17 protein-coding genes and 3 tRNA genes are annotated in these 19380 nt (G+C 50.9%); 10 read left to right on the forward strand and 10 right to left on the reverse strand.

The features are described from left to right. The coding region (locus IT527_RS09245; protein WP_292968261.1) for a hypothetical protein at window positions 1-239 on the forward strand (239 nt) is incomplete at its 5' end. A 61-nt stretch (window positions 240-300) separates the two neighbouring features. Here the strand turns inward: IT527_RS09245 and recQ are convergent. The 7 genes from recQ to IT527_RS09280 are packed head-to-tail and all read right to left on the reverse strand — an operon-like array spanning window position 301 to window position 6253. Beyond that, entirely contained in the window at window positions 301-1938 is a 1638-nt protein-coding gene (gene recQ, locus IT527_RS09250; protein WP_292968308.1) for a DNA helicase RecQ, read from the reverse strand. A gap of 7 nt (window positions 1939-1945) precedes the next feature. Beyond that, entirely contained in the window at window positions 1946-2356 is a 411-nt protein-coding gene (locus tag IT527_RS09255) for an RNA-binding S4 domain-containing protein (protein WP_292968263.1), read from the reverse strand. Next, window positions 2353-3195: a sulfite exporter TauE/SafE family protein gene (locus IT527_RS09260; RefSeq protein ID WP_292968265.1), complete on the reverse strand. Its 843-nt coding sequence runs from the start codon at window positions 3193-3195 to the stop codon at window positions 2353-2355. Before IT527_RS09260 ends, IT527_RS09255 begins: the two co-directional genes overlap by 4 nt. Window positions 3196-3201: 6 nt before the next feature. Then, window positions 3202-4929 (reverse strand): bifunctional protein tyrosine phosphatase family protein/NAD(P)/FAD-dependent oxidoreductase, encoded by a 1728-nt coding sequence (locus IT527_RS09265; protein ID WP_292968267.1) that lies wholly within the window; start codon window positions 4927-4929, stop codon window positions 3202-3204. Window positions 4930-4987: 58 nt separating this feature from the next. After that, window positions 4988-5353: a metalloregulator ArsR/SmtB family transcription factor gene (locus tag IT527_RS09270; RefSeq protein WP_292968269.1), complete on the reverse strand. Its 366-nt coding sequence runs from the start codon at window positions 5351-5353 to the stop codon at window positions 4988-4990. Next, window positions 5350-5817: a YeeE/YedE family protein gene (locus IT527_RS09275; protein WP_292968271.1), complete on the reverse strand. Its 468-nt coding sequence runs from the start codon at window positions 5815-5817 to the stop codon at window positions 5350-5352. The genes IT527_RS09270 and IT527_RS09275 overlap by 4 nt, the downstream gene beginning before the upstream one ends. A 7-nt stretch (window positions 5818-5824) precedes the next feature. Next, window positions 5825-6253 (reverse strand): YeeE/YedE family protein, encoded by a 429-nt coding sequence (locus IT527_RS09280; protein ID WP_292968273.1) that lies wholly within the window; start codon window positions 6251-6253, stop codon window positions 5825-5827. 117 nt (window positions 6254-6370) lie between these two features. Between IT527_RS09280 and IT527_RS09285 the strand changes: the two genes are divergently transcribed. Then, window positions 6371-7234: an MBL fold metallo-hydrolase gene (locus IT527_RS09285; RefSeq protein WP_292968312.1), complete on the forward strand. Its 864-nt coding sequence runs from the start codon at window positions 6371-6373 to the stop codon at window positions 7232-7234. Window positions 7235-7292: 58 nt separating this feature from the next. On the opposite strand, the gene IT527_RS09290 is transcribed toward IT527_RS09285, so the two are convergent. Then, a complete protein-coding gene (locus IT527_RS09290) occupies window positions 7293-7877 on the reverse strand; it encodes a DUF882 domain-containing protein (RefSeq protein WP_292968275.1) in 585 nt (194 codons plus the stop codon). Between the two features lie 25 nt (window positions 7878-7902). Further along, window positions 7903-9573, reverse strand: coding sequence for a L,D-transpeptidase family protein (locus IT527_RS09295; RefSeq protein WP_292968278.1), 1671 nt, complete (start codon window positions 9571-9573; stop codon window positions 7903-7905). Window positions 9574-10030: 457 nt separating this feature from the next. On the opposite strand from IT527_RS09295, the gene dnaA reads away from it, so the two are divergent. The 8 genes from dnaA (at window position 10031) to IT527_RS09335 (ending at window position 17055) form a co-directional block, all read left to right on the forward strand. Continuing rightward, window positions 10031-11419, forward strand: coding sequence for a chromosomal replication initiator protein DnaA (gene dnaA / locus IT527_RS09300; RefSeq protein WP_292968281.1), 1389 nt, complete (start codon window positions 10031-10033; stop codon window positions 11417-11419). Window positions 11420-11641: 222 nt separating this feature from the next. Continuing rightward, a complete protein-coding gene (gene dnaN / locus IT527_RS09305) occupies window positions 11642-12763 on the forward strand; it encodes a DNA polymerase III subunit beta (RefSeq protein ID WP_292968283.1) in 1122 nt (373 codons plus the stop codon). Between the two features lie 118 nt (window positions 12764-12881). Next, on the forward strand, window positions 12882-15311 hold the full coding sequence (gene gyrB / locus IT527_RS09310) for a DNA topoisomerase (ATP-hydrolyzing) subunit B (RefSeq protein WP_292968285.1): 2430 nt from the start codon (window positions 12882-12884) through the stop codon (window positions 15309-15311). A 30-nt stretch (window positions 15312-15341) separates the two neighbouring features. Beyond that, window positions 15342-15785: a YbaN family protein gene (locus IT527_RS09315; RefSeq protein WP_292968287.1), complete on the forward strand. Its 444-nt coding sequence runs from the start codon at window positions 15342-15344 to the stop codon at window positions 15783-15785. Between the two features lie 46 nt (window positions 15786-15831). Next, entirely contained in the window at window positions 15832-16566 is a 735-nt protein-coding gene (locus IT527_RS09320; protein ID WP_292968289.1) for an rRNA pseudouridine synthase, read from the forward strand. A gap of 130 nt (window positions 16567-16696) precedes the next feature. Further along, a tRNA-Gly gene (locus tag IT527_RS09325) sits at window positions 16697-16772 on the forward strand. A gap of 89 nt (window positions 16773-16861) precedes the next feature. Further along, window positions 16862-16935, forward strand: a tRNA-Cys gene (locus tag IT527_RS09330). A gap of 31 nt (window positions 16936-16966) precedes the next feature. Continuing rightward, window positions 16967-17055, forward strand: a tRNA-Leu gene (locus IT527_RS09335). A 109-nt stretch (window positions 17056-17164) separates the two neighbouring features. Here the strand turns inward: IT527_RS09335 and IT527_RS09340 are convergent. Next, entirely contained in the window at window positions 17165-19351 is a 2187-nt protein-coding gene (locus tag IT527_RS09340; RefSeq protein ID WP_292968291.1) for a TonB-dependent siderophore receptor, read from the reverse strand. Window positions 19352-19380 lie beyond the last annotated feature (29 nt).

Here is a 19380-nt window from a genome sequence, read left to right on the forward strand (position 1 = left end):
CAATAAAGGTAGATCGTAATACCGCGCTTCCTACATTCTTCCACTACTTCTGTTCCAAACCGACCGGGTGTGTTGTTTATTTCACACCTTCCGGTCAGAAGGCTTGGACGGATTGTGCCCAAGCAGACTATGTTGTGCAACACAAAACCGGTTTTTTACGCTCCCGATCTCAAATTATGTTGTGTTATTGCAACACTCTTGCTATCGCTGTAAAAATCCTGCTTTTTTGTCATGCATAAATTAGAAAAGAACGGATTACTGCAGATTGCTGCGGCCCGACGGGCTTCGCAAGGATTGTATTTACCGGATTTCACATCTGTCCGGCGCGGATAAATCCGGATGTGCCTGCCGGTGGGGCGGGGCATGATGGCGGGATGAAAGCCGCAGTTTTACGCGGATTTCTCCACGTAGCAGGTTTCTGGCGGCAGGTGTCAGTTGCAGGGCGATCCGTTCCCCACCTGCACGATCTTCACCCGCAATGAGGTAGCCCAGTGCCAGCAGATGTCTGAATACAATTCGCCAGCCTTCGCTGCTTAATTCGCAGCCAATGCCAAATGTGCTGATGCGATCGTGCCCCCATTGCCTGATCCGGTCTGTCTGTTTTCCGGTCAGAATATCAATCAGATATTCTGTACCGAAACACTGGCCTGTCCGGTAAGCACAGGACAGCGCTTTCTGGGCGGCGATCGTCACATCCTGAACAGGAACGGTTGCCAGGCAGGCATCACAGTTGCCGCATGCCGATTCATCGCTCGAAGCAGGGGGTTCGCCAAAATAATCCAGCAATGATCTTCTGCGACACATAGTGGTTTCACACAGCGCCAGCAGGGCGTCCAGCCGGGTGGTCGCTGCCTGTCTGACAAGGATTGACCGCTGTTCTGTGGCAGATTCAATCTGTGACCGCAGACGGATAATATCGCCCGGTCCGTAAACCATCCAGGCGTTGGCGGGCAGCCCGTCACGACCGGCACGGCCGGTTTCCTGATAATAGCTTTCGATACTTTTGGGCAGATCCAGGTGAGCAACAAAACGGACATCGGGTTTGTCAATGCCCAGTCCAAACGCAGACGTGGCGACCATGACCCAACCTGTCTGCTGCAGAAACTTTTTCTGGTGCCGGGTGCGTACGGGTGCTTCCATACCGGCATGATAGGCAAGTGCCGGAATTTGATTGGTATTGAGCCACGCTGCTGTTTCCTCGACTTTTCTGCGGGATTGACAATAGACGATGCCTGCCTCTCCGGGATGCTGGTTGCGGATGAAGTTGAGCAGCTGCATCCGGCCGTTGGACCTGGCAGTGATGCGATAGCACAGATTGGGGCGGTCAAAACTGCTGATGAATGTGCGCGCCTGATGCAAATCAAGGCAGCGCAGTATGTCCGCGCGCGTTCTGGCATCTGCACTGGCAGTCAGGGCAATACGCGGCACTTGTGGAAATTGTTGCGGCAAAACCGAAAGCCTGCCGTATTCCGGGCGAAAATCGTGCCCCCACTGGGAAACACAATGCGCTTCATCAATGGCAAACAGGGAGATGGCGATGCGCTGCAGTAATGCATGGAAGCGGGCGGTCAGCAGTCTTTCCGGCGCAACGTAAACCAGATCGTACTCTCCCGCCAGCATCTTCTGTTCAACAGCTTCAGCCGCTTCCGGCACGAGTGCAGAATTGAGATACGCCGCCCGCACACCGCGCTCACGCAACACGGCCACCTGATTTTCCATTAGCGCAATCAGTGGTGAAATAACGATACCCACGCCGTTTCTTAACAATGCCGGAAGCTGGTAACACAATGATTTGCCACCGCCGGTCGGCATCAGTACCAGACAATGCCCCCCGTTTACGACATGGGTGATGATTTCGGCCTGCTGACCACGAAATTCGCTGTAACCAAAAATTTCCTTGAGCAGTGTCCGGGCAGGTGCTGTCAGGTGCGCGGTCATGGCAAAATCATGCTTCACCCGTGAAGCGATCCAGATTACGCCGGGCGCGCTTGGTGGGCCTGCCTTTGCCGGCATAACGCGGCGCAGGCTGCTGTGATTTGAGGTTTTCCGCCAGAATTTCCCGTGCCTGCCGGCTTTCTTCGGTTTCCTGATAAAGCACGCGAGCTTCCGTGGCAGATCGGCGCTGGTTAGACAAGGCCAGCACCCTTATCTGATGGTGATAAGGGCCAATGCGAATATTGAGCAGATCACCCGCATTCAGGATTCTGGAAGGCTTGGCGCGCATACCGTTGATCTGCACCTGCCCGCGTTCAACTGCATCCGCTGCCAGTGAGCGTGTCTTGTAAAAACGTGCAGCAAACAACCATTTATCAATGCGGAATTTCTCGTCCGTGGTTTGTACGCTCTTTTCAGTCATGCGCAGGTGGAAAAGTGGGATGCGTAAACCGTATAAGCCACTTTGACGATCATACTGAGTGAAATACCCCAGGCCAGCAAGGCAAAACCATGCTGTAACCTCGCTTCATCAAAACGGTGAGCATATTGCTTGCCAATCAGTGTGCCGGCGACAGTCCCGGCAGTGAAAGGTAACGCAAGCGGCCAGTTCATGAACCCCATGGAAGCAGCCGAAACAACACCGGTAACAGAAATCAGCGCGGTGATGGCAAGTGCAGTGGCTATCAGCGATTTCATGGGCAGATTCGATACTTTTTTAAGTGCGGGGATGGTGATGAACCCACCCCCGACACCAAGCAGCCCGGACAAAAAGCCAGTCGCCACACCTGACAGCAGCAATCCTCTGGCGCAGGGAATGGTCCAGATCAGGCGGCCACTTTCCAGATTGAGCAGACAGGGCGGATATATCGCCGCTTCCGATGGCGCTGTCTGCATGGCCCGTTTACTTTGCCGAAACATATACCCGGCCGCAAAAGCCAGCACTGCGGAAAATAATACTGTCAGCAATGTATCAGGCAGTTGCCGGGCAATCCATATCCCGGCCGGTGAAACCAGCATCCCGGCAGTCGCGATCAGACCGGCTGCCCGGTAGCGGACAATTCCCTGCCGGAAAGCGACGCAGGTGGCAACCGTTGCTGATACGGCGACTGACAGCAAGGCAACCGGTGCAGCCTCTGCAACGGTTGCCTGCAGACCAAAAACCAGCAGCGGGACCGCAATGATGGCCCCTCCCGAGCCGGTCAGCCCCAGCACGAACCCGGTAAGAACCCCAGGTAACAGGCCGGGCCACTGGATTTCCATGAAGGCTTATTTTGCCTCGGTGGAGCCGGTCAGCCATTCACGCCCTTTCAGCAGGCAATCCCAGTATACCCACGGAAAAAGCCTGACTTTGAACCACCAGTACAACTTTCTGGCAATCGTCGGGTTAAGCGGAAACGTTGGCAACAGTTTGCCGCCAAAACCAAATTCAGCCAGCACAACCTTGCCATTTTCAACCGTCAGCGGGCAGGCACCGTACCCGTCATAAATCGCACGAAGTTCACGGCCTTCTTTCGCTGCCAGCAGATTCTCGGCAACAATGACCACCTGTTTTCTGACTGCTGCTGCCGTCTTGGTGTTGGGAGAAGAACAGGCATCGCCCAGTGAGAAAATGTTGGCAAAACGGGTATGCTGCAGGGTTTTTGCATTGACTTCACAGAAACCGCTGGCATCTGCCAGCGGGCTGTCGCGCAGGAAATCCGGTGCTGCCTGCGGCGGTGTGATGTGCAGCATATCAAAAGGTTTATCCACACGCGTGACTGCCCCGGCTGCATCTTTAATTTCGAAAGTGGCAATCTTCTCCGGACCGTTAACCTTGACCAGATTGGAATTAAAAACCAGGCTGGCGTGATATTTCTGCACATATTCCATCAGTGGCGGTACAAAATCAGCCACACCGAACAGCACGGCTCCGGCTGAATCGAATTCCACTTCGATTTTGTCCAGTACACCCTGGCGCTGCCAGTAATCACACGATAAATACATTGCTTTTTGTGGTGCACCCGCACATTTGATCGGCATGGGAGGCTGTGTAAACAGCGCTCTGCCGCCCTTAAGATCCTGTGTCAGCGACCAGGTGTAGGGCGCCAGATCAAACTGGTAGTTGGACGTTACGCCATTTTTACCGAGCGTTTCCCTGGCGCCTTCGATTTTCTCCCAGGCCAGGCGAATACCGGGGCATACGACCAGCTGCTGGTAGCCAATGGTACGGCCATCAGCCAGATGAACCAGGTTTTCGCTGGGTGAAAATCCGGAGACTTCCGCCTGGATCCATTCCGCACCGCGCGGGATAACATCCGCTGTATTGCGCACGGTATCGTTAATCGCATATGCACCGCCACCGACCAGCGTCCAGGCGGGCTGGTAATAATGTTTGTCATTGGGTTCGATAATGGCAATGCGCAGTGAAGAACGCCGGCGCAGCAGGCTGGCCGTCACACCAAGACCGGCAGAGCCTCCCCCCACCACCACGACATCAAAAGCATTGCCCCAGTTACAGGCAGGTGTCACTGCAGATGGCCGATCTGCAGCTGCAGGCCGGGAAGTCTCCCCGGTTGATACCGGTGCTGATGCTGATCCGGCTGCAGCCTCATCAGCCGTATGTTCCCAGTCACAGGCGGCAGAAACGGGGGCGGGGGCAGCGGCTGTGCCTGCATCACGGTTATACAGTGCGCGGGCACGGTTGCCCGAATTGCAGAATGCCAGTACCGGCCCGGGTAAAGTTGCCATCAGTTGATGAAAAGCAGAGCATTTTTCATCTGAAACCTGCCCGATTGCCACCGGCAAATAAGCAAACTGCAACCCTGCTGCTTTCGCCGCATTTTCCAGCTCAGTGCTGGCAGGCTGGTTTTCTCCTCCTTCCCCGTCAGGACGATTGCAAATGATGGATTTGTAGCCGGCTGCAGCAATTGCTGCCACATCATCCACGCTGATCTGACCTGAGACCGCTATTTTTTCATCCAGCTTTTTCCAGCTTGTTTCAGAAGTACTGCTCATGGTGTTTTCTCCTTGTTTAGAGATGAAATTTCCGGGTGAAGGTTGCCGAACCGCCTGATTACCCGTTATTACCGGTGCTATCCGGTGACTGGCGATCTGCTTTCCGGCAGTAGAGACTAAACAGCGTATTCATGATCTGCACCGCTTCCGTACTGGCGATGCTGTAATAAATGTATTTTCCCTGGCGTTCTGTCGAAACCAGCTTTTCATCCCGCAAGATGGTAAGTTGCTGTGACAAGGTAGGCTGCCGGATGCCCAGCAGCTGTTCCAGTTCACCAACATTTTTTTTCCCCTCAACCAGTTGGCACAGAATCATCAGTCGATCTTCGTTAGCCAGAATTTTCAGTATGGAACAGGCTTGCGCTGCAGAAGCCTTTTTTTCCGGCATGATCAGAAAATCCGGTTGCACGTATGAATCCGTCATTTTGTTTCAATAACTTCCCGTTGTCGATGATTTGAATTCAAATTTGCCTGATGGCGCCTTTCCAGCAAATCAAAAATGAACATGCCGAGCAGCATGGCAAGTACGAAGATGATGCCGCCCGTCTCGCCTGATGCTGCCATGATCAGCCCCGGTCCGGGACAGATCCCCGACAGTCCCCAACCGATACCAAACAACAGGCTGCCGGTGACCAGACGCAAATCGACCGTGCGTTTTCCGGGCAGCTGGATCGGTGCTGAAAAAACAGTCTGACCGCGCTGCTTTGCTATCCTGAAAGCGAAGAACCCGACACTGACGGCACCCAGCATGACGAACATCAGCGTGGGATCCCATTGCCCGGTAATATCCAGAAAAGCCAGTACTTTCGCGGGGTCGGTCATGCCCGACAGGATCAGGCCCAAACCAAAAATCAGACCGGAAAACAGTGCGATGAGCGGTATAAGCATGATGTATTTACCCCAGACTGTGACGAATAATATAAACCACGGCCATTCCCGCGGTCATAAACAAAAACGTTGCCACCATCGAGCGCGGTGAAAGGCGAGACATGCCACAGACACCATGGCCACTGGTACAACCTGAACCGTAGCGGGTTCCGATACCGACAGCCAGGCCGGCCAGTGCAAGCAGTGCATCACCCGTTTCAATGCGGATCGGGGGTAATTCTCCTGCCCAGCGCCATAGCCACGGGGCAAGCAATAATCCGCTGACAAAGGCTGCTCGCCAGGCAATATCCCCCTTGCGCAATTCGATCAGCCCCCCGATGATTCCGGATATACCTGCGATCCGGCCGGCCAGAAGCAGCAGTATCGCCGTTGCCAGGCCAATAATCACACCACCGGCAAATGCACTGACAGGTGTAAACGATTGCCAGTCGACCATGAATTTTTCCTCCTTGACAGATAAATTGTATTAATACACTATACATTTTGATAGTTTAATATTTTACATATTAAGTTGTGTGAATACAAATACGGTAAATATCATAAGGAGCCGATGATGCAGCCCAATATTCAAGCATTTTTTGATCCGGTTACCTGGACAGTCAGCTACGTCGTGTTTGACAAACCGGGCGGGTGTTGCGCCATTATTGACCCGGTGCTTGATTACGACCCTAAATCCGGCCGGACGAAACACCATTCTGCCGATGTGCTGATCAGGTTTATCCGCTCGAAAAATCTGACAGTGAACTGGATCCTTGAAACCCATGCCCATGCCGATCATCTTTCTTCCGCACATTATCTCAAACAGGAACTGGGCGGAAAAACGGCAATCGGCAACAACATTCCCGGTGTGCAGCAGGTATTCAAAAAACTGTTCAACATGGGGCCGGATTTCCAGCCGGACGGATCACAGTTCGATCATCTGTTTGATGATGGAGATATCTTTAAGGTTGGTGAACTGACAGGCAAGGCAATTTTTGTTCCCGGTCACACGCCGGCTGATCTGGCTTACCAGTTTGAAGATGCCATTTTTATCGGAGATACAATGTTTATGCCGGATGTGGGAACAGCCCGTGCTGATTTTCCCGGCGGCGATGCGCGAGCACTTTACCGTTCCATCCGCAAGCTGCTGGATAACTATCCGCCGCAAACAAGGCTGTTTATGTGCCACGACTATCCTCCCGGCGACCGTCCGGTTCAGTGGGAAAGCACGGTCGCTGACGAACGGGCGCACAACATCCATGTGCACGACGGTATCAGTGAGGATGAATTTGTGAAAATGCGTACTGCACGCGATGCCACACTGGGGATGCCGGTACTGATCCTGCCATCGGTTCAGGTCAATGTGCGTGCGGGACAAATGCCGCCCGCCGAGGATAACGGTACCGTGTATCTGAAAGTACCGGTCAACATACTGTAGGCCGGTCTGCATGAATCCCCGGCACAGCTGTCCCGCGCTGTGCCGGAAGAAATGGGGGTTACCAGTAGCGAACGTTACCGGTATCGACGTGGATGAAATTCGATTCCGGGTAGTAGCCCACCCCGCCAGCGTGCATCGACATCGCTGCACGGCGCAACGTATGGAGCGGAACACCGGGCAGGCGAATGTCGATCGCTTTGCCCTGCATGTGCAGGCTATGCTTGGCCACACCGTGGCTTCGCGCTGAAAGGGCGGCATTGGTGGCCGGTGAACGATAGGCCGAAACAACCTGAAATTCCCTGGAACTGCCGATCTTGCCCTGCAGATGCTGTATCAGATCGAGCAATCTTGGATCAATCGGGTGGCGCTCACCGGAGCGGTGGTCGCGCAACACTTTTGCAATTTCCTTCAGCGCACCGGGAATATATCTTCCTTTTTCCCAGTAGGCGGTTCTGATTCTTTCGCCCGTGTGCATGTTTAACAAAGACACCCGTTTTTCGTAAATACGAGGGGAATAGGCAGCGTTAACTGCCGGCATAACAAACAGTGTGCAGGCACCTAAACCGGCCTGCAGCAGGCGGCGGCGGGTGGCACCCTGCCCGGTAAGCATTTCCAGATTATCAGCAATGATAAGTTTGGACATTGTTATTCTCCATGATCGTGCCAGATTAAAAAGATTGTGACAGGTGCGGCTCCGGCTGAAGCCAGCGGGCATAAGTCAGTGCCCGCCTGTCGCGCCCGTAGACATCAGATGAAAAATAAACTTCACCCTGCTCATCACTCCAGGCGGTCAGGTACAACAGATAAATGGAAACCGGTTCAGGCAAATGCACGGTTTGTGTCTTGCCGCTGTCGATTTTTTCCTGAATAGCAGCTTTTGAAAAAGCCGCCCCCAGCACAAACTCAGCCAGATTCAACGGTTTTTCCAGGCGGATGCAGCCCGAGCTGAAAGTGCGAATATCCTTCTGGAACAGTGATTTGGAAGGAGTATCGTGCAAATAGATACTGAATGGATTGGGAAACATGAATTTAATGGTACCCAGTGCATTTTTCCGGCCGGGTTCCTGGCGCAGGGTGTAGGGAAAAGAGCGGCCCGCTGAACTCCAGTCAATAGCGTACGGATCCAGTTCAAATTCATGACGGCTGTCCGAAAATACCCGGATTCCTTCGGAAGTAAAAAAATTCGGATTGTGCCTTTGCTTGGGTAACAAGTCCTTGGCAGCAATGCTCGCCGGAACATTCCAGTACGGGTTGAGAATCAGGTGTGAAATCCGGCTGCTGAAACTCGGTGTGGAACGGTAATCACGTCCAACGACGATACGCATTTCAAGCACACGCTCGTTATCGTGAACTGCGGTCAGGTTAAACCCGGCGATGTTAACCAGAATATACCGGCTGCCCAGTTTTCTGGGCAACCAGCGCAGCCGTTCCAGCGTAATGCGTAACTGCTGAAGCTGTTCAACTGCTGACATGTTCAATGCCTGCCGGGTATTTTTTCCGATGACACCATCCGCGTTCAGTCCGTACTGACGCTGCAGGGTTCTGATCGCCGTCTCCAGCCGGTTATCGTAAAAATCGCTGCTGTCATTACCGGCGATGTCGTACTCCGGTTTTTCAAAAACACCATATGCCTGGCTGATACGCCGGCGTATCAGCGGGATGGCAGCATGCCGGGTTTGTGGATGAAGCGAGGGAATATTGTCCGGAATCTGCGTCCACTTCGTACCGGCAGCCACCTGATTCTGCAGCCGGGAAAACTGCTGTTTCAATGCCCGGTATTGCGGCATATCAGGCGGCAGGCCTGCAAAGGCCCGCTCCAGCCCGCCCGGATTGACGGAAGCAACGCTTTGCTGCAGAAAATCTGCTGAATCGAACGGTGGTTGCGGAATGTACCAGTCCGGATCAGCTGACGTCGCTTTCAGCCGGCCGCGATACATATCATGCGCCAGTGCCAGCAGGGAACGGGTTGTACCCAGTTCAAGCGCAAGGGAAACAGGGGATTCATCGCGCAGACGGTGTAACACTTCAATGTGGTAATCGCCGCTGTCCAACCCTTCTTCGTCAGCTTTACCAATCAGGATCAGCGCCATATCCAGAAAAGCGCGGGCATTTTCAGCCTGACTCCAGACCGGCTGATAGTTCCGCTGCGAATAAAAACGTCGCAGTTCTGTCAGCTCAGCTTCATTCATCCCGTCTCCGGAATTTTTTCCCAGTTGCGCACGTATGGCATCGGCATTAACTGCCGCAGGCTGATTTTCTGCAGCAGCAAAAAAAACAGTAAAGATCAGCGTAAAAAAGACCAGATACCGGACAGCCAGCATTGGAGAAATATTAGGCAATAGCTTGCTAACACATTGACAGGACAGTAAAAAAACTTGTGTAATTTGCGGAGATGAAAATGTCATTAATCAGATGGAATTTCTCTGAAATCAGAGGAACTTTCCAGAATTTTTTCGTAAAGATTGCTTTTTATCACACCTTGCCCGTATGCATAAAGCAATAATCAGGCAAAACTGTATGGATATGGCAGATGATAATGAGATCAGTTATTGTTTTCAGAATAATTTTATTGTTAAAAAACCGGGTTTTAGTGATTTTAATGAATAAGGTAACCTTCATCAGAAAACTTCTTTATACTACCCGGCTGGCAGAAGAATAAATCCATTCCTGCCCTGACGGGCTGTTGGAATAAAACCGTATGCGCTACCGCCACACTTAACCGTTTGTTTTTCCTCTCAGGTTTTTCCAGGTTCACTGACACATTTTTGTAAGCTGAACCTGTTTCACGTATTCGTCATGCAGAAAATAGAAGCTTTCTGGCATTTCTGTCTCAAACATTTCAAGCAGGAACTGAACGGGCAGCAGTTCAATACCTGGATCAAGCCACTCAAGCTGGAAGCTTCTCCGGATGAGGAAAATATCCTGGTTTTGATTGCACCCAACCGTTTCGTATTGCAATGGATCAAGGATAACTTTATCACCCGAATCGACGAAATGGCGCGGGCTCATTTTAATGAAGAAGTCGATTTCAGGCTGGAACTGCGTGAACCGGCAGAAGCTGAAACGACTCCAGTCAAAACGGCAGCACGAAAAAACAGGGAAAATAAAGAGGACAGAAAACCGGTGGCTGAAAAACCACAGGGCATTGTCAGTAAAAAAGCCAGTCCCAGCCAGCTTAACCCCGGTTTCACCTTTGATGCGCTTGTTACAGGCAAAGCCAATCAGCTGGCACGCGCAGGCGCCATACAGGTTGCGGAGCGACCGGGTATCGCCTACAACCCGTTATTTATTTATGGTGGCGTCGGGCTGGGTAAAACCCATCTGATGCAGGCAATCGGTAACTGCGTGCTGGAATTAAATCCGGACGCCAAAGTCCGTTACGTTCATGCTGAAAAATACGTGTCAGATGTCGTCAGCGCTTATCAGCACAAATCATTCGATAAATTCAAACTTTACTATCACTCGCTTGATTTGCTGCTGGTGGACGATGTCCAGTTTTTCAGCGGAAAAAACCGGACACAGGAAGAATTCTTTTACGCGTTTAACGCACTGATCGAAGCACATAAACAGGTCGTCATTACGTCAGACTGCTATCCAAAGGAAATTTCCGGACTGGAAGAACGCCTGGTATCCCGTTTTGGCTGGGGATTAACAGTAGCAATCGAGCCACCCGAGCTGGAAATGCGTGTCGCCATTCTGTTGAAAAAGGCACTCGCTGAAAAAATCGGGCTGGATGAAAATACGGCTTTTTTCGTTGCCAAACATATCCGTTCCAATGTCCGGGAACTGGAAGGGGCACTGAAACGAATCCTGGCTTATTCACGTTTTACCGGCCATCCGATTTCCCTTGAACTGGCGAAGGAAGCATTAAAAGATTTACTGGCTGTCCAAAATCGGCAAATTTCGATTGAAAACATCCAGAAAACGGTTGCCGATTATTACAAAATCAAAGTAGCTGACATGTATTCAAAAAAACGTGTCAGGGCCATCGCCCGCCCCCGTCAGGTTGCAATGGCGATTGCCAAGGAACTGACCCAGTTAAGTCTGCCTGATATCGGTGAAGCATTCGGTGGAAGAGATCATACGACCGTGTTGCATGCCCACCGGAAAATCGTTGAACTGCGTACTTCCGATCCGGTAATCAACCGGGATTTCAACGCACTGATGCATATTTTGCGTGGATAGCGCAGATGAGACGGTTATGTAACAGCAGCTGTGTAACAAACTTGAATAACTTGTGGATAACCTGAACAATTTTCTGGTTGTGAAATTCCATTCACATTTTATCCACAGGCCATACTGGAATCATACAGAACTCATTTTCAGCATAACTGGTTAAAATATAAACTGTTTTTGACTTATCCCGATTAACTTCACTGATTAACTATTATTTAGTTCTTTAAATAAATGAAATTAACAATAACTGATCGTAATCTGCTGTTTGAACCGTTGCAGACAGTGAGTGGTATCGTGGAACGCAGACACACCCTGCCCATACTCTTAAATACGCTGATCGATATCAGAGACGGTAAGCTGACACTGGTTACCACTGACCTGGAAATCGAAGCCGAGGTCAGTTCCGGCATTCCCGAGCTGGAAAATCAGGGTACGCTGCGAACGACAGTTTCTGTCAGAAAACTGCAGGACATACTGCGTGCCCTGCCAGCCGGTACGGCAATCGAGCTGACCCAATCGGAAAACCGCTTACAGATTGTTTCCGGAAAAAGCCGTTTCAGCCTGCAACTGCTCCCGGCGGAAGACTTTCCAAGAATGGTCAGGGACAACGAACCTTGCCGCATTGTGTATACACTGCCCCAGCAGACTCTGAAAAAACATCTGCAACAGGTGGCACATGCCATGGCGCAGCAGGATTTGCGTTACTATCTGAACGGGTTACTGCTGCTGATTGAAGATAACAGACTGACACTGGCTGCTACGGATACCCACAGGCTGGGAGTCACTTCGATCATGCTTGATGAGCGTTTCGAAATGTCCGAGACCATCGTTCCGCGTAAAACCGTACTGGAACTGATCAGACAGCTGGAAGACAGTGACAGGCCGGCAGTAATCGAGATTTATCCGAAAAAAATATGTTTCCGTTTTTCGGATGTTGTGCTGTTTTCCAAAGTGGTTTCCGGGAAATTTCTGGATTTCAAACGCGCCATTCCGCAAACAAGCGCTTTCCAGTTTGATATAAACCGGCTGGATTTCCTGCATGCACTTCAGCGCACGGCAGTTATTTACAGTGGTAACGATCTGTTTCGTAACGTCCACCTGAATATTACAAGCGGAAAACTGCACATTTCAGCCAGAAACAAAGAACAGGAAGAAGCACAGGAAGAAATCGAGATTGTCTACTCGAATGAAACAATTGATACCAGTTTCAATATTGTTTATCTGATGGAAGTGCTGAATAACCTGGACAGCGAGCAAATCAGATGTTCATTTGAAAGCATGCAAAGTGCCGTTCTGATTACGTTACCGGATAATGATCAGTTCAGGCATGTATTGATGCCGATGCGCGAATGATTTAAGCCCCGGGAATTCTCTGAAAAACTGGCTGTACTGTCATCACCGACATTTTTCAGAAGATCCCTGATTGCTTTACCAGTATTTACCGGACATTAAAAAAGAGATAACTGCAAGCATGAATACAAATCAGTCTGAATCTGCTAAAAAAACCGATAACGGCCAACGTGACTACAATTCGGACAGCATTAAAATCCTGAAAGGACTGGATGCTGTGCGCAAACGCCCGGGAATGTACATCGGGGATACCAGCGATGGTACTGGTTTGCATCATATGGTATTTGAGGTTCTCGATAATGCCATTGACGAGGCACTGGCCGGATATTGCGACGATATTTCAGTCACTATCCACACGGATAATTCCATCAGTATTCATGATAACGGCCGGGGAATTCCGACCGACATCAAACAGGATGACGAGCTGAAACGTTCAGCTGCTGAAATTGTGATGACCGAGCTGCATGCGGGTGGAAAGTTTGATGACAATTCCTACAAAGTATCCGGCGGATTGCACGGTGTGGGAGTATCTGTGGTAAATGCCTTATCTGAATGGTTACGCCTGACCATTCGTCGTAACGGCCATGTTCACCAGATGGAGTTTCGCGACGGGGTGGCTGTTGCTCCTCTGAAAGTGATTGGTCAGAGTGAAAAACACGGTACTGAAGTCCATTTTCTTGCCAGCCAGTCTGTTTTTGGTGATGTTACCTACCATTACGATATTTTTGCCAGGCGGTTGCGTGAACTCTCTTTTCTCAATCATGGCATCAGAATCAGACTGACGGATCAGCGTGATAACCGGGAAGAAGTTTTTGCCTTTACCGGTGGAATCCGCAATTTTGTTGAGTACATTAACCGCAGTAAAACCGTGTTGCACCCCGGTATCTTTTATGCTAAAGGGTTAAAGGACAATATCACTGTTGAAATTGCGATGCAGTGGAACGACAGCTATGCTGAACAGGTACTATGTTTTACCAACAACATTCCCCAAAAGGATGGCGGCACCCATTTAACCGGATTGCGTGCCGCCATGACACGGACACTCAACAATTACATCGAGAAAAACGAACTGGCTAAAAAAGCCAGAGTGGATACGACCGGGGATGATATGCGTGAAGGGATGACTTGCGTGCTGTCAGTCAAACTGTTCGAGCCCAAGTTTTCATCCCAGACCAAGGAAAAACTGGTGTCATCGGAGGTGCGCCCGGTGGTAGAAGAAATCGTTACGCAGAAGCTCTCTGATTTCCTGGAGGAAAATCCGAATGAGGCCAAAATTATCTGTAACAAGATTATTGAAGCTGCCAGAGCGAGGGAAGCCGCCAGAAAAGCGCGTGAACTGACACGCAGAAAAGGAGTGCTGGATAGTATGGGATTACCCGGCAAACTTGCCGACTGCCAGGAAAAAGATCCCAAATTATGCGAGCTTTATCTGGTGGAGGGAGATTCTGCCGGCGGTTCTGCCAAGCAGGGGCGCGATCGCAAATTCCAGGCGATTATGCCGCTTAAGGGAAAAATACTGAATGTCGAGAAATCCCGTTTTGACAAGCTGATTTCTTCCCAGGAGATCGTATCCCTGATAACGGCGCTGGGAACCGGCATTGGCAAGGATGAATATAACCCCGATAAACTGCGCTACCATCGCATTATCATCATGACTGACGCGGATGTGGACGGCTCGCATATCCGGACACTGCTGTTGACTTTCTTCTACCGCCAGATGCCTGAGCTGATTGAGCGCGGGCATATTTACATCGCACAGCCACCGCTGTACAAAATCAAGCATGGCAAGCAGGAGCGCTACCTGAAGGATGATTACGAGCTGAAACGTTACATCCTTGGCCTGGCTCTGGTGGGTGCAGAGCTGCATACGGGGACGAATAATCCGCCAATTACCGGTGAAACACTGGCAAAAATTGCAGATGAATATTTGCTGGCCGAAGCAGTTATTGAACGGATGAGCCGCCTGATCGACCGAACTGTTTTACATGCGCTGCTTAAGCAGCCGGATATTGATCTGGGTTCAGAAGTTGTTGCACAGGAGAGTGCTGCCAGACTGTCAGTTCTGCTGGACGATGTTGAAATCCATGCTGAATATGATGAGGATTCAGAGTGCTACCGGCTCAGGATCATTCGCAGGCAGCACGGGAATCTGCGTATCAGCTATCTGGATGATCATTTTCTGCAAAGTGGTGACTTCACCAGAATTAAGCAGGCAGCGCAGGTGTTGCAGGGTCTGATAGGGGAAGGTGCGAAAATCAGGCGTGGTGAACAGGAGGTAGCCGTCCTGGAATTCAGGGAAGCACTGGAATGGTTGCTGGAAGAAGCCAAAAAAGGGATTTCTATCCAGCGCTATAAAGGGCTGGGGGAAATGAATCCCGAACAATTGTGGGAAACGACGATGGACCCGGGTAATCGTCGACTGCTGCGAGCACAGATCGAGGACAGTATCCTGACTGATGAAATTTTTACCACGTTAATGGGAGATGTGGTTGAACCACGCCGCGCATTTATCGAAAGTAATGCTCTGCGTGCAAAAAATATTGATATTTAGGTTTCCTGGGTTGTTTGCGGGAGGTGTATCGTGTCATCCGACTTTGATAAAACAGTAAACCGGTCAGCAGCAGGCATCCACTTGCTGCAGCTGCATGATTCGCCTGTTATGCGCTGGCTTTATCTCAGCATAGGCATAACCGCCCTGTTTATGGGAATACTGGGGATATTTCTGCCAATATTACCTACCACCCCGTTCATTTTGCTGGCAGCAGGCTGCTTTGCGCGCAGTTCCGGTCGGTTTCACGGCTATCTGCTCAGTCACCGTGTTGCAGGCCCGATTATTCAGGAGTGGTGTCAGTACCGCAGTGTGACACGCAAGGTTAAACACTGGGCGTATCTGGTGATGTTGCTTTCTTTTGGGAGCTCCATTCTGATCGTTCCTTCCTGGGGATTAAAAAGCATGCTGGTTTTACTGGCTGCCATCCTGTTCATGTTTATCTGGCGCCTGCCTGTAAGGGATAAACAGGGTTAGAACAGGTAGCTCGTCATTTTTTATAAGCAGCCTTCCAGGTTGATTGATGGAAAAAATCCGCTTGTCCAAGCTAATGTCTGCGCAGGGAATGTGTTCACGCAGAGAAGCAGATGTTTATATTGAACAGGGTTGGGTGTATGTGGATGGGCAGCAGGTCCGTGAACTGGGGACAAAGGTTTATTCCGGGCAGAAGATTACGCTTAACCGGGCTGCTCAGGAAAAACAGAATGAGCAGGTGACCATTTTTCTGAACAAACCGGTTGGCTACGTATCCGGTCAGCCCGAGCCTGGTTATAAACCTGCTGTCAGCCTGATCAATCATGATTCCCGCTTTCAGCAAGACCTTTCTGCGCGGAGATTTTCGCCGCAGCATCTTAAAAATCTTGCACCGGCCGGTCGGCTTGATATTGATTCACAGGGGCTGCTGGTATTTACCCAGGATGGCCGTATTGCCAAACAGTTGATCGGGGAGCACTCGCAAATTGAAAAGGAATATCTGGTACGAGTGGCCGGAAATCTGACTCGTGAGGGACTGGCTTTGCTTAACCACGGCTTGCGGCTCGACGGCCAGGTGCTGAAACCGGCGAAAGTGAGCTGGCTGAATCAGGATCAGCTCCGTTTCGTTTTACAGGAAGGAAAAAAACGGCAGATCCGGCGTATGTGCGAGCTGGTCGGGCTGAATGTAATTGGGCTGAAGCGCGTACGGATTGGTAAAATCCGCTTGTCTGACCTGCCGGAAGGAAAATGGCGCTATCTTGGAAAGCATGAATCATTTGAATGATTTGAAACAGTAAAATACACTGCTTTACGCTAACAGAAACGACAAACCATTATTCTTGACAAAATCAGGAGGGTCTCTATAATCGCCTCTTCTGTCGAGAGGCAAATCCGGGGTTAGGCCGGTATAAGTTGCGGGAATAGCTCAGTTGGTAGAGCACGACCTTGCCAAGGTCGGGGTCGCGAGTTCGAGTCTCGTTTCCCGCTCCAGTTTTTATGTCGTATTCTTCGACATTTCTTAGTCCACGTTAAATTTTCAGTTTTGGCGTCGTATACAGGCGACGTTTCAATTAGTTTATGGCGGGGTGGCAGAGTGGTTATGCAGCGGCCTGCAAAGCCGTCTACGCCGGTTCGATTCCGACCCCCGCCTCCATTTAGCAACGTTAGCCTCCAGCTTCGCAATAGCCCGGGGGGTGAAATTGGTAGACACAAGGGACTTAAAATCCCTCGGACCTCAACGTCCGTGCCGGTTCGATTCCGGCCCCGGGCACCATTACAGCAAACCCAGTTAAACTCAACTGGGTTTTTTATTGCCTGAAATCCGTATAAAAGCCGGAACCGGAATGGCTGCCTCATTGCAGTTGAACAATGAGCTTCATTTATCAAAAGTCGAGTTTTACTGCGACCTCATAGCTTCTGGGAGCGCCGATCAGATACATAGGCGTGGAAGTGGCCCATTCGATGTAATCGGTATTGGTCAGATTCATGATTCGGCCAATGATTCTCGCGTTGCGGTGCGCCTGCCAGGCAATTTGTGTGTCCAGGCGAATGTGAGGTTTGACGGGTATGGTATTTGCCGCATTGGCATAACGATCACCCACGTATCGTGTCGCCAGCATCCACTGGAAATCCGGATGAAAATTCCAGCTCAGCCAGGTATTGGCTACCCATTTGGCAACATTTTCCGGCCGGTTCCCTTTACGGGAAACACTGATACCATTTGCCAGTTCGTTGAAATCGTCGTAACGGGCATCAACATAGGCCATGTTGCCCTGGAAATGCCATTGCGGGGATAAACGGACGCCAAGATTGATCTCCACGCCGCGTGAAGATTGTGCCCCGATGGGGATGACACTGGCCGGATTATCAGGGTCTCTGGTCGATATGTTCCTGCGCTGCAGGTAATAGCCGGCAATTGTTGCAGTTCCACGCTTTTCCCAGAAATCGAATTTCATTCCGCCTTCAATTTGTTTACCCGTGCTCAGGCTGAAATCACGAATGCTGCTAAAGTTGGAGGTGGTCAGAATGCTCCCGGGAGGGGAAGCGGCCGTACTGTACTGGGTATAAAAGTTGAAACTGTCCGTGACATCGTAGACAAAACCTGCCCGCCAGGTAACCGGTGTCCAGCTGCGTGAAAAAGAGACAGGTTCTGTAGCTGTTGGCGGGGTGTATTTTCTGGAATCCAGTTCAATATGATCAACTCGGATTCCACTTACAAGATTCAGCCCGGAGAGCAGCGTCAACTGGTTTTCGGCATAGCCCGCAACCGTAAACAGCTTGTTGCGGCGATCCTTGATCGGACCGCTTGCCCTTGGATTATCGAAATAATCGCCAACAGTAAAATTGTAAGGATCGATCGTATCGACGGCCAGTCCACTCTCCGTGCTGGGGAAACGGGTCTGGTCATTGAATGCAATATCAGTTCCTGCCAGCCATTTTGCAGGGAGCCCGAACAGATTCTGCTGATGAGAGAGCTCCAGGCGATTGCCGATCAGATTTTGTTTGTGGTCGGTTGCGAAAGAAGCCGATCGGTTGATACGTGTATTGGTGGCGTTCCAGCGATAGACTTCCACGTTTTTGTACTGGCGGCCGGCGTCATACCAGTAGAAGGTATTTCGGGCCTGTGTCGCCTCACTCAGGTGAAAATCCACAATATCCCGCACCCAGATGACCTGCTGATCAAAAACGGGGTTTTCGGCGTTATAGTTTTTGAAACGGGTTTCCGGATCATATTTGCCTGCTGTAACAGGGTTTAATAGCGGTGTTCCCCAGTATGCCTCGCGTGCTTCTTTCTGATATTCGATGGCTATCGTGTTGGAAATCCGGCTGGTCAGGTCGCTTAACAGGGAAAATGAAAAAACACCGGAATTATGCTGCGTTTTGTCGACATAGCCGTTTGAACCCTTGTAACCGGCATGCACCTGCAGCCAGTTATCCGTATCGCCGATACGTCCGTTATAGCCGTAAGCTGCACGCCGGTTCAGCCACGATCCGAGCAGGATGAGGGATTCATGGCCCTGCTGATCACGATTGGCAGTCCGGCTAATGTAATTGACGGATCCTCCCACGGCTCCCTGGCCATAGAGAAAGCTCGATGGCCCGCCCAGGATCTCCACGCGTTCGGTAAGCCAGCTATCGATCGGGCGAGCGGCAACGACGTCGTACTGCACAGTAATTCCGTTGAACAGCTGGGTGATTTGAGTACCGCAGAAGCCGCGCATGCAAACGGTTCCGGCAGAGCCGGGCTGATCGGAGACGGTTATCCCGGGAGAGCGCTCCAGGATTTGCTGAGTCGTTTGCGCCCCGCGTAACTCAAAGGTAGCGCGATCAATGATATTGATGGAGGCAGGGGTTTCACGCGGGGTCAATCCAAGACGGCTGCCGGTAGTCGTGGGCGTGTCCAGCAGCAATCGTTCGTTGGGAACGGCGAAGGCCTCACTGCTGACCGTGATTTCCTTCATTCTTACGCTTGGAATATTCCTGTTATCTGTTTGTTCCTCTGACCGGGCAAAGGCTTCATTGCAGGCGAACAGTGCGATTCCTGTCCATATGGCGTATGTTTTGTACATGCTTGTTTCCTCTGTGTAATGGACTGCAA

Source organism: Nitrosomonas sp., assembly GCF_020852615.1.
Taxonomy (GTDB): Bacteria; Pseudomonadota; Gammaproteobacteria; order Burkholderiales; family Nitrosomonadaceae; genus Nitrosomonas.

Excerpts from the sequence above, each read along its gene's own strand:
- IT527_RS09290 (WP_292968275.1), bottom strand. The coding sequence starts at position 7,877 with ATGTCCAAACTTATCATTGCTGATAATCTGGAAATGCTTACCGGGCAG.
- IT527_RS09340 (WP_292968291.1), bottom strand. The coding sequence starts at position 19,351 with ATGTACAAAACATACGCCATATGGACAGGAATCGCACTGTTCGCCTGC.
- IT527_RS09275 (WP_292968271.1), bottom strand. The coding sequence starts at position 5,817 with ATGCTTATACCGCTCATCGCACTGTTTTCCGGTCTGATTTTTGGTTTG.
- dnaN (WP_292968283.1), top strand. The coding sequence starts at position 11,642 with ATGAAATTAACAATAACTGATCGTAATCTGCTGTTTGAACCGTTGCAG.
- gyrB (WP_292968285.1), top strand. The coding sequence starts at position 12,882 with ATGAATACAAATCAGTCTGAATCTGCTAAAAAAACCGATAACGGCCAA.
- IT527_RS09265 (WP_292968267.1), bottom strand. The coding sequence starts at position 4,929 with ATGAGCAGTACTTCTGAAACAAGCTGGAAAAAGCTGGATGAAAAAATA.
- IT527_RS09320 (WP_292968289.1), top strand. The coding sequence starts at position 15,832 with ATGGAAAAAATCCGCTTGTCCAAGCTAATGTCTGCGCAGGGAATGTGT.
- IT527_RS09270 (WP_292968269.1), bottom strand. The coding sequence starts at position 5,353 with ATGACGGATTCATACGTGCAACCGGATTTTCTGATCATGCCGGAAAAA.
- dnaA (WP_292968281.1), top strand. The coding sequence starts at position 10,031 with ATGCAGAAAATAGAAGCTTTCTGGCATTTCTGTCTCAAACATTTCAAG.
- recQ (WP_292968308.1), bottom strand. The coding sequence starts at position 1,938 with ATGACCGCGCACCTGACAGCACCTGCCCGGACACTGCTCAAGGAAATT.
- IT527_RS09260 (WP_292968265.1), bottom strand. The coding sequence starts at position 3,195 with ATGGAAATCCAGTGGCCCGGCCTGTTACCTGGGGTTCTTACCGGGTTC.
- IT527_RS09255 (WP_292968263.1), bottom strand. The coding sequence starts at position 2,356 with ATGACTGAAAAGAGCGTACAAACCACGGACGAGAAATTCCGCATTGAT.
- IT527_RS09285 (WP_292968312.1), top strand. The coding sequence starts at position 6,371 with ATGCAGCCCAATATTCAAGCATTTTTTGATCCGGTTACCTGGACAGTC.
- IT527_RS09280 (WP_292968273.1), bottom strand. The coding sequence starts at position 6,253 with ATGGTCGACTGGCAATCGTTTACACCTGTCAGTGCATTTGCCGGTGGT.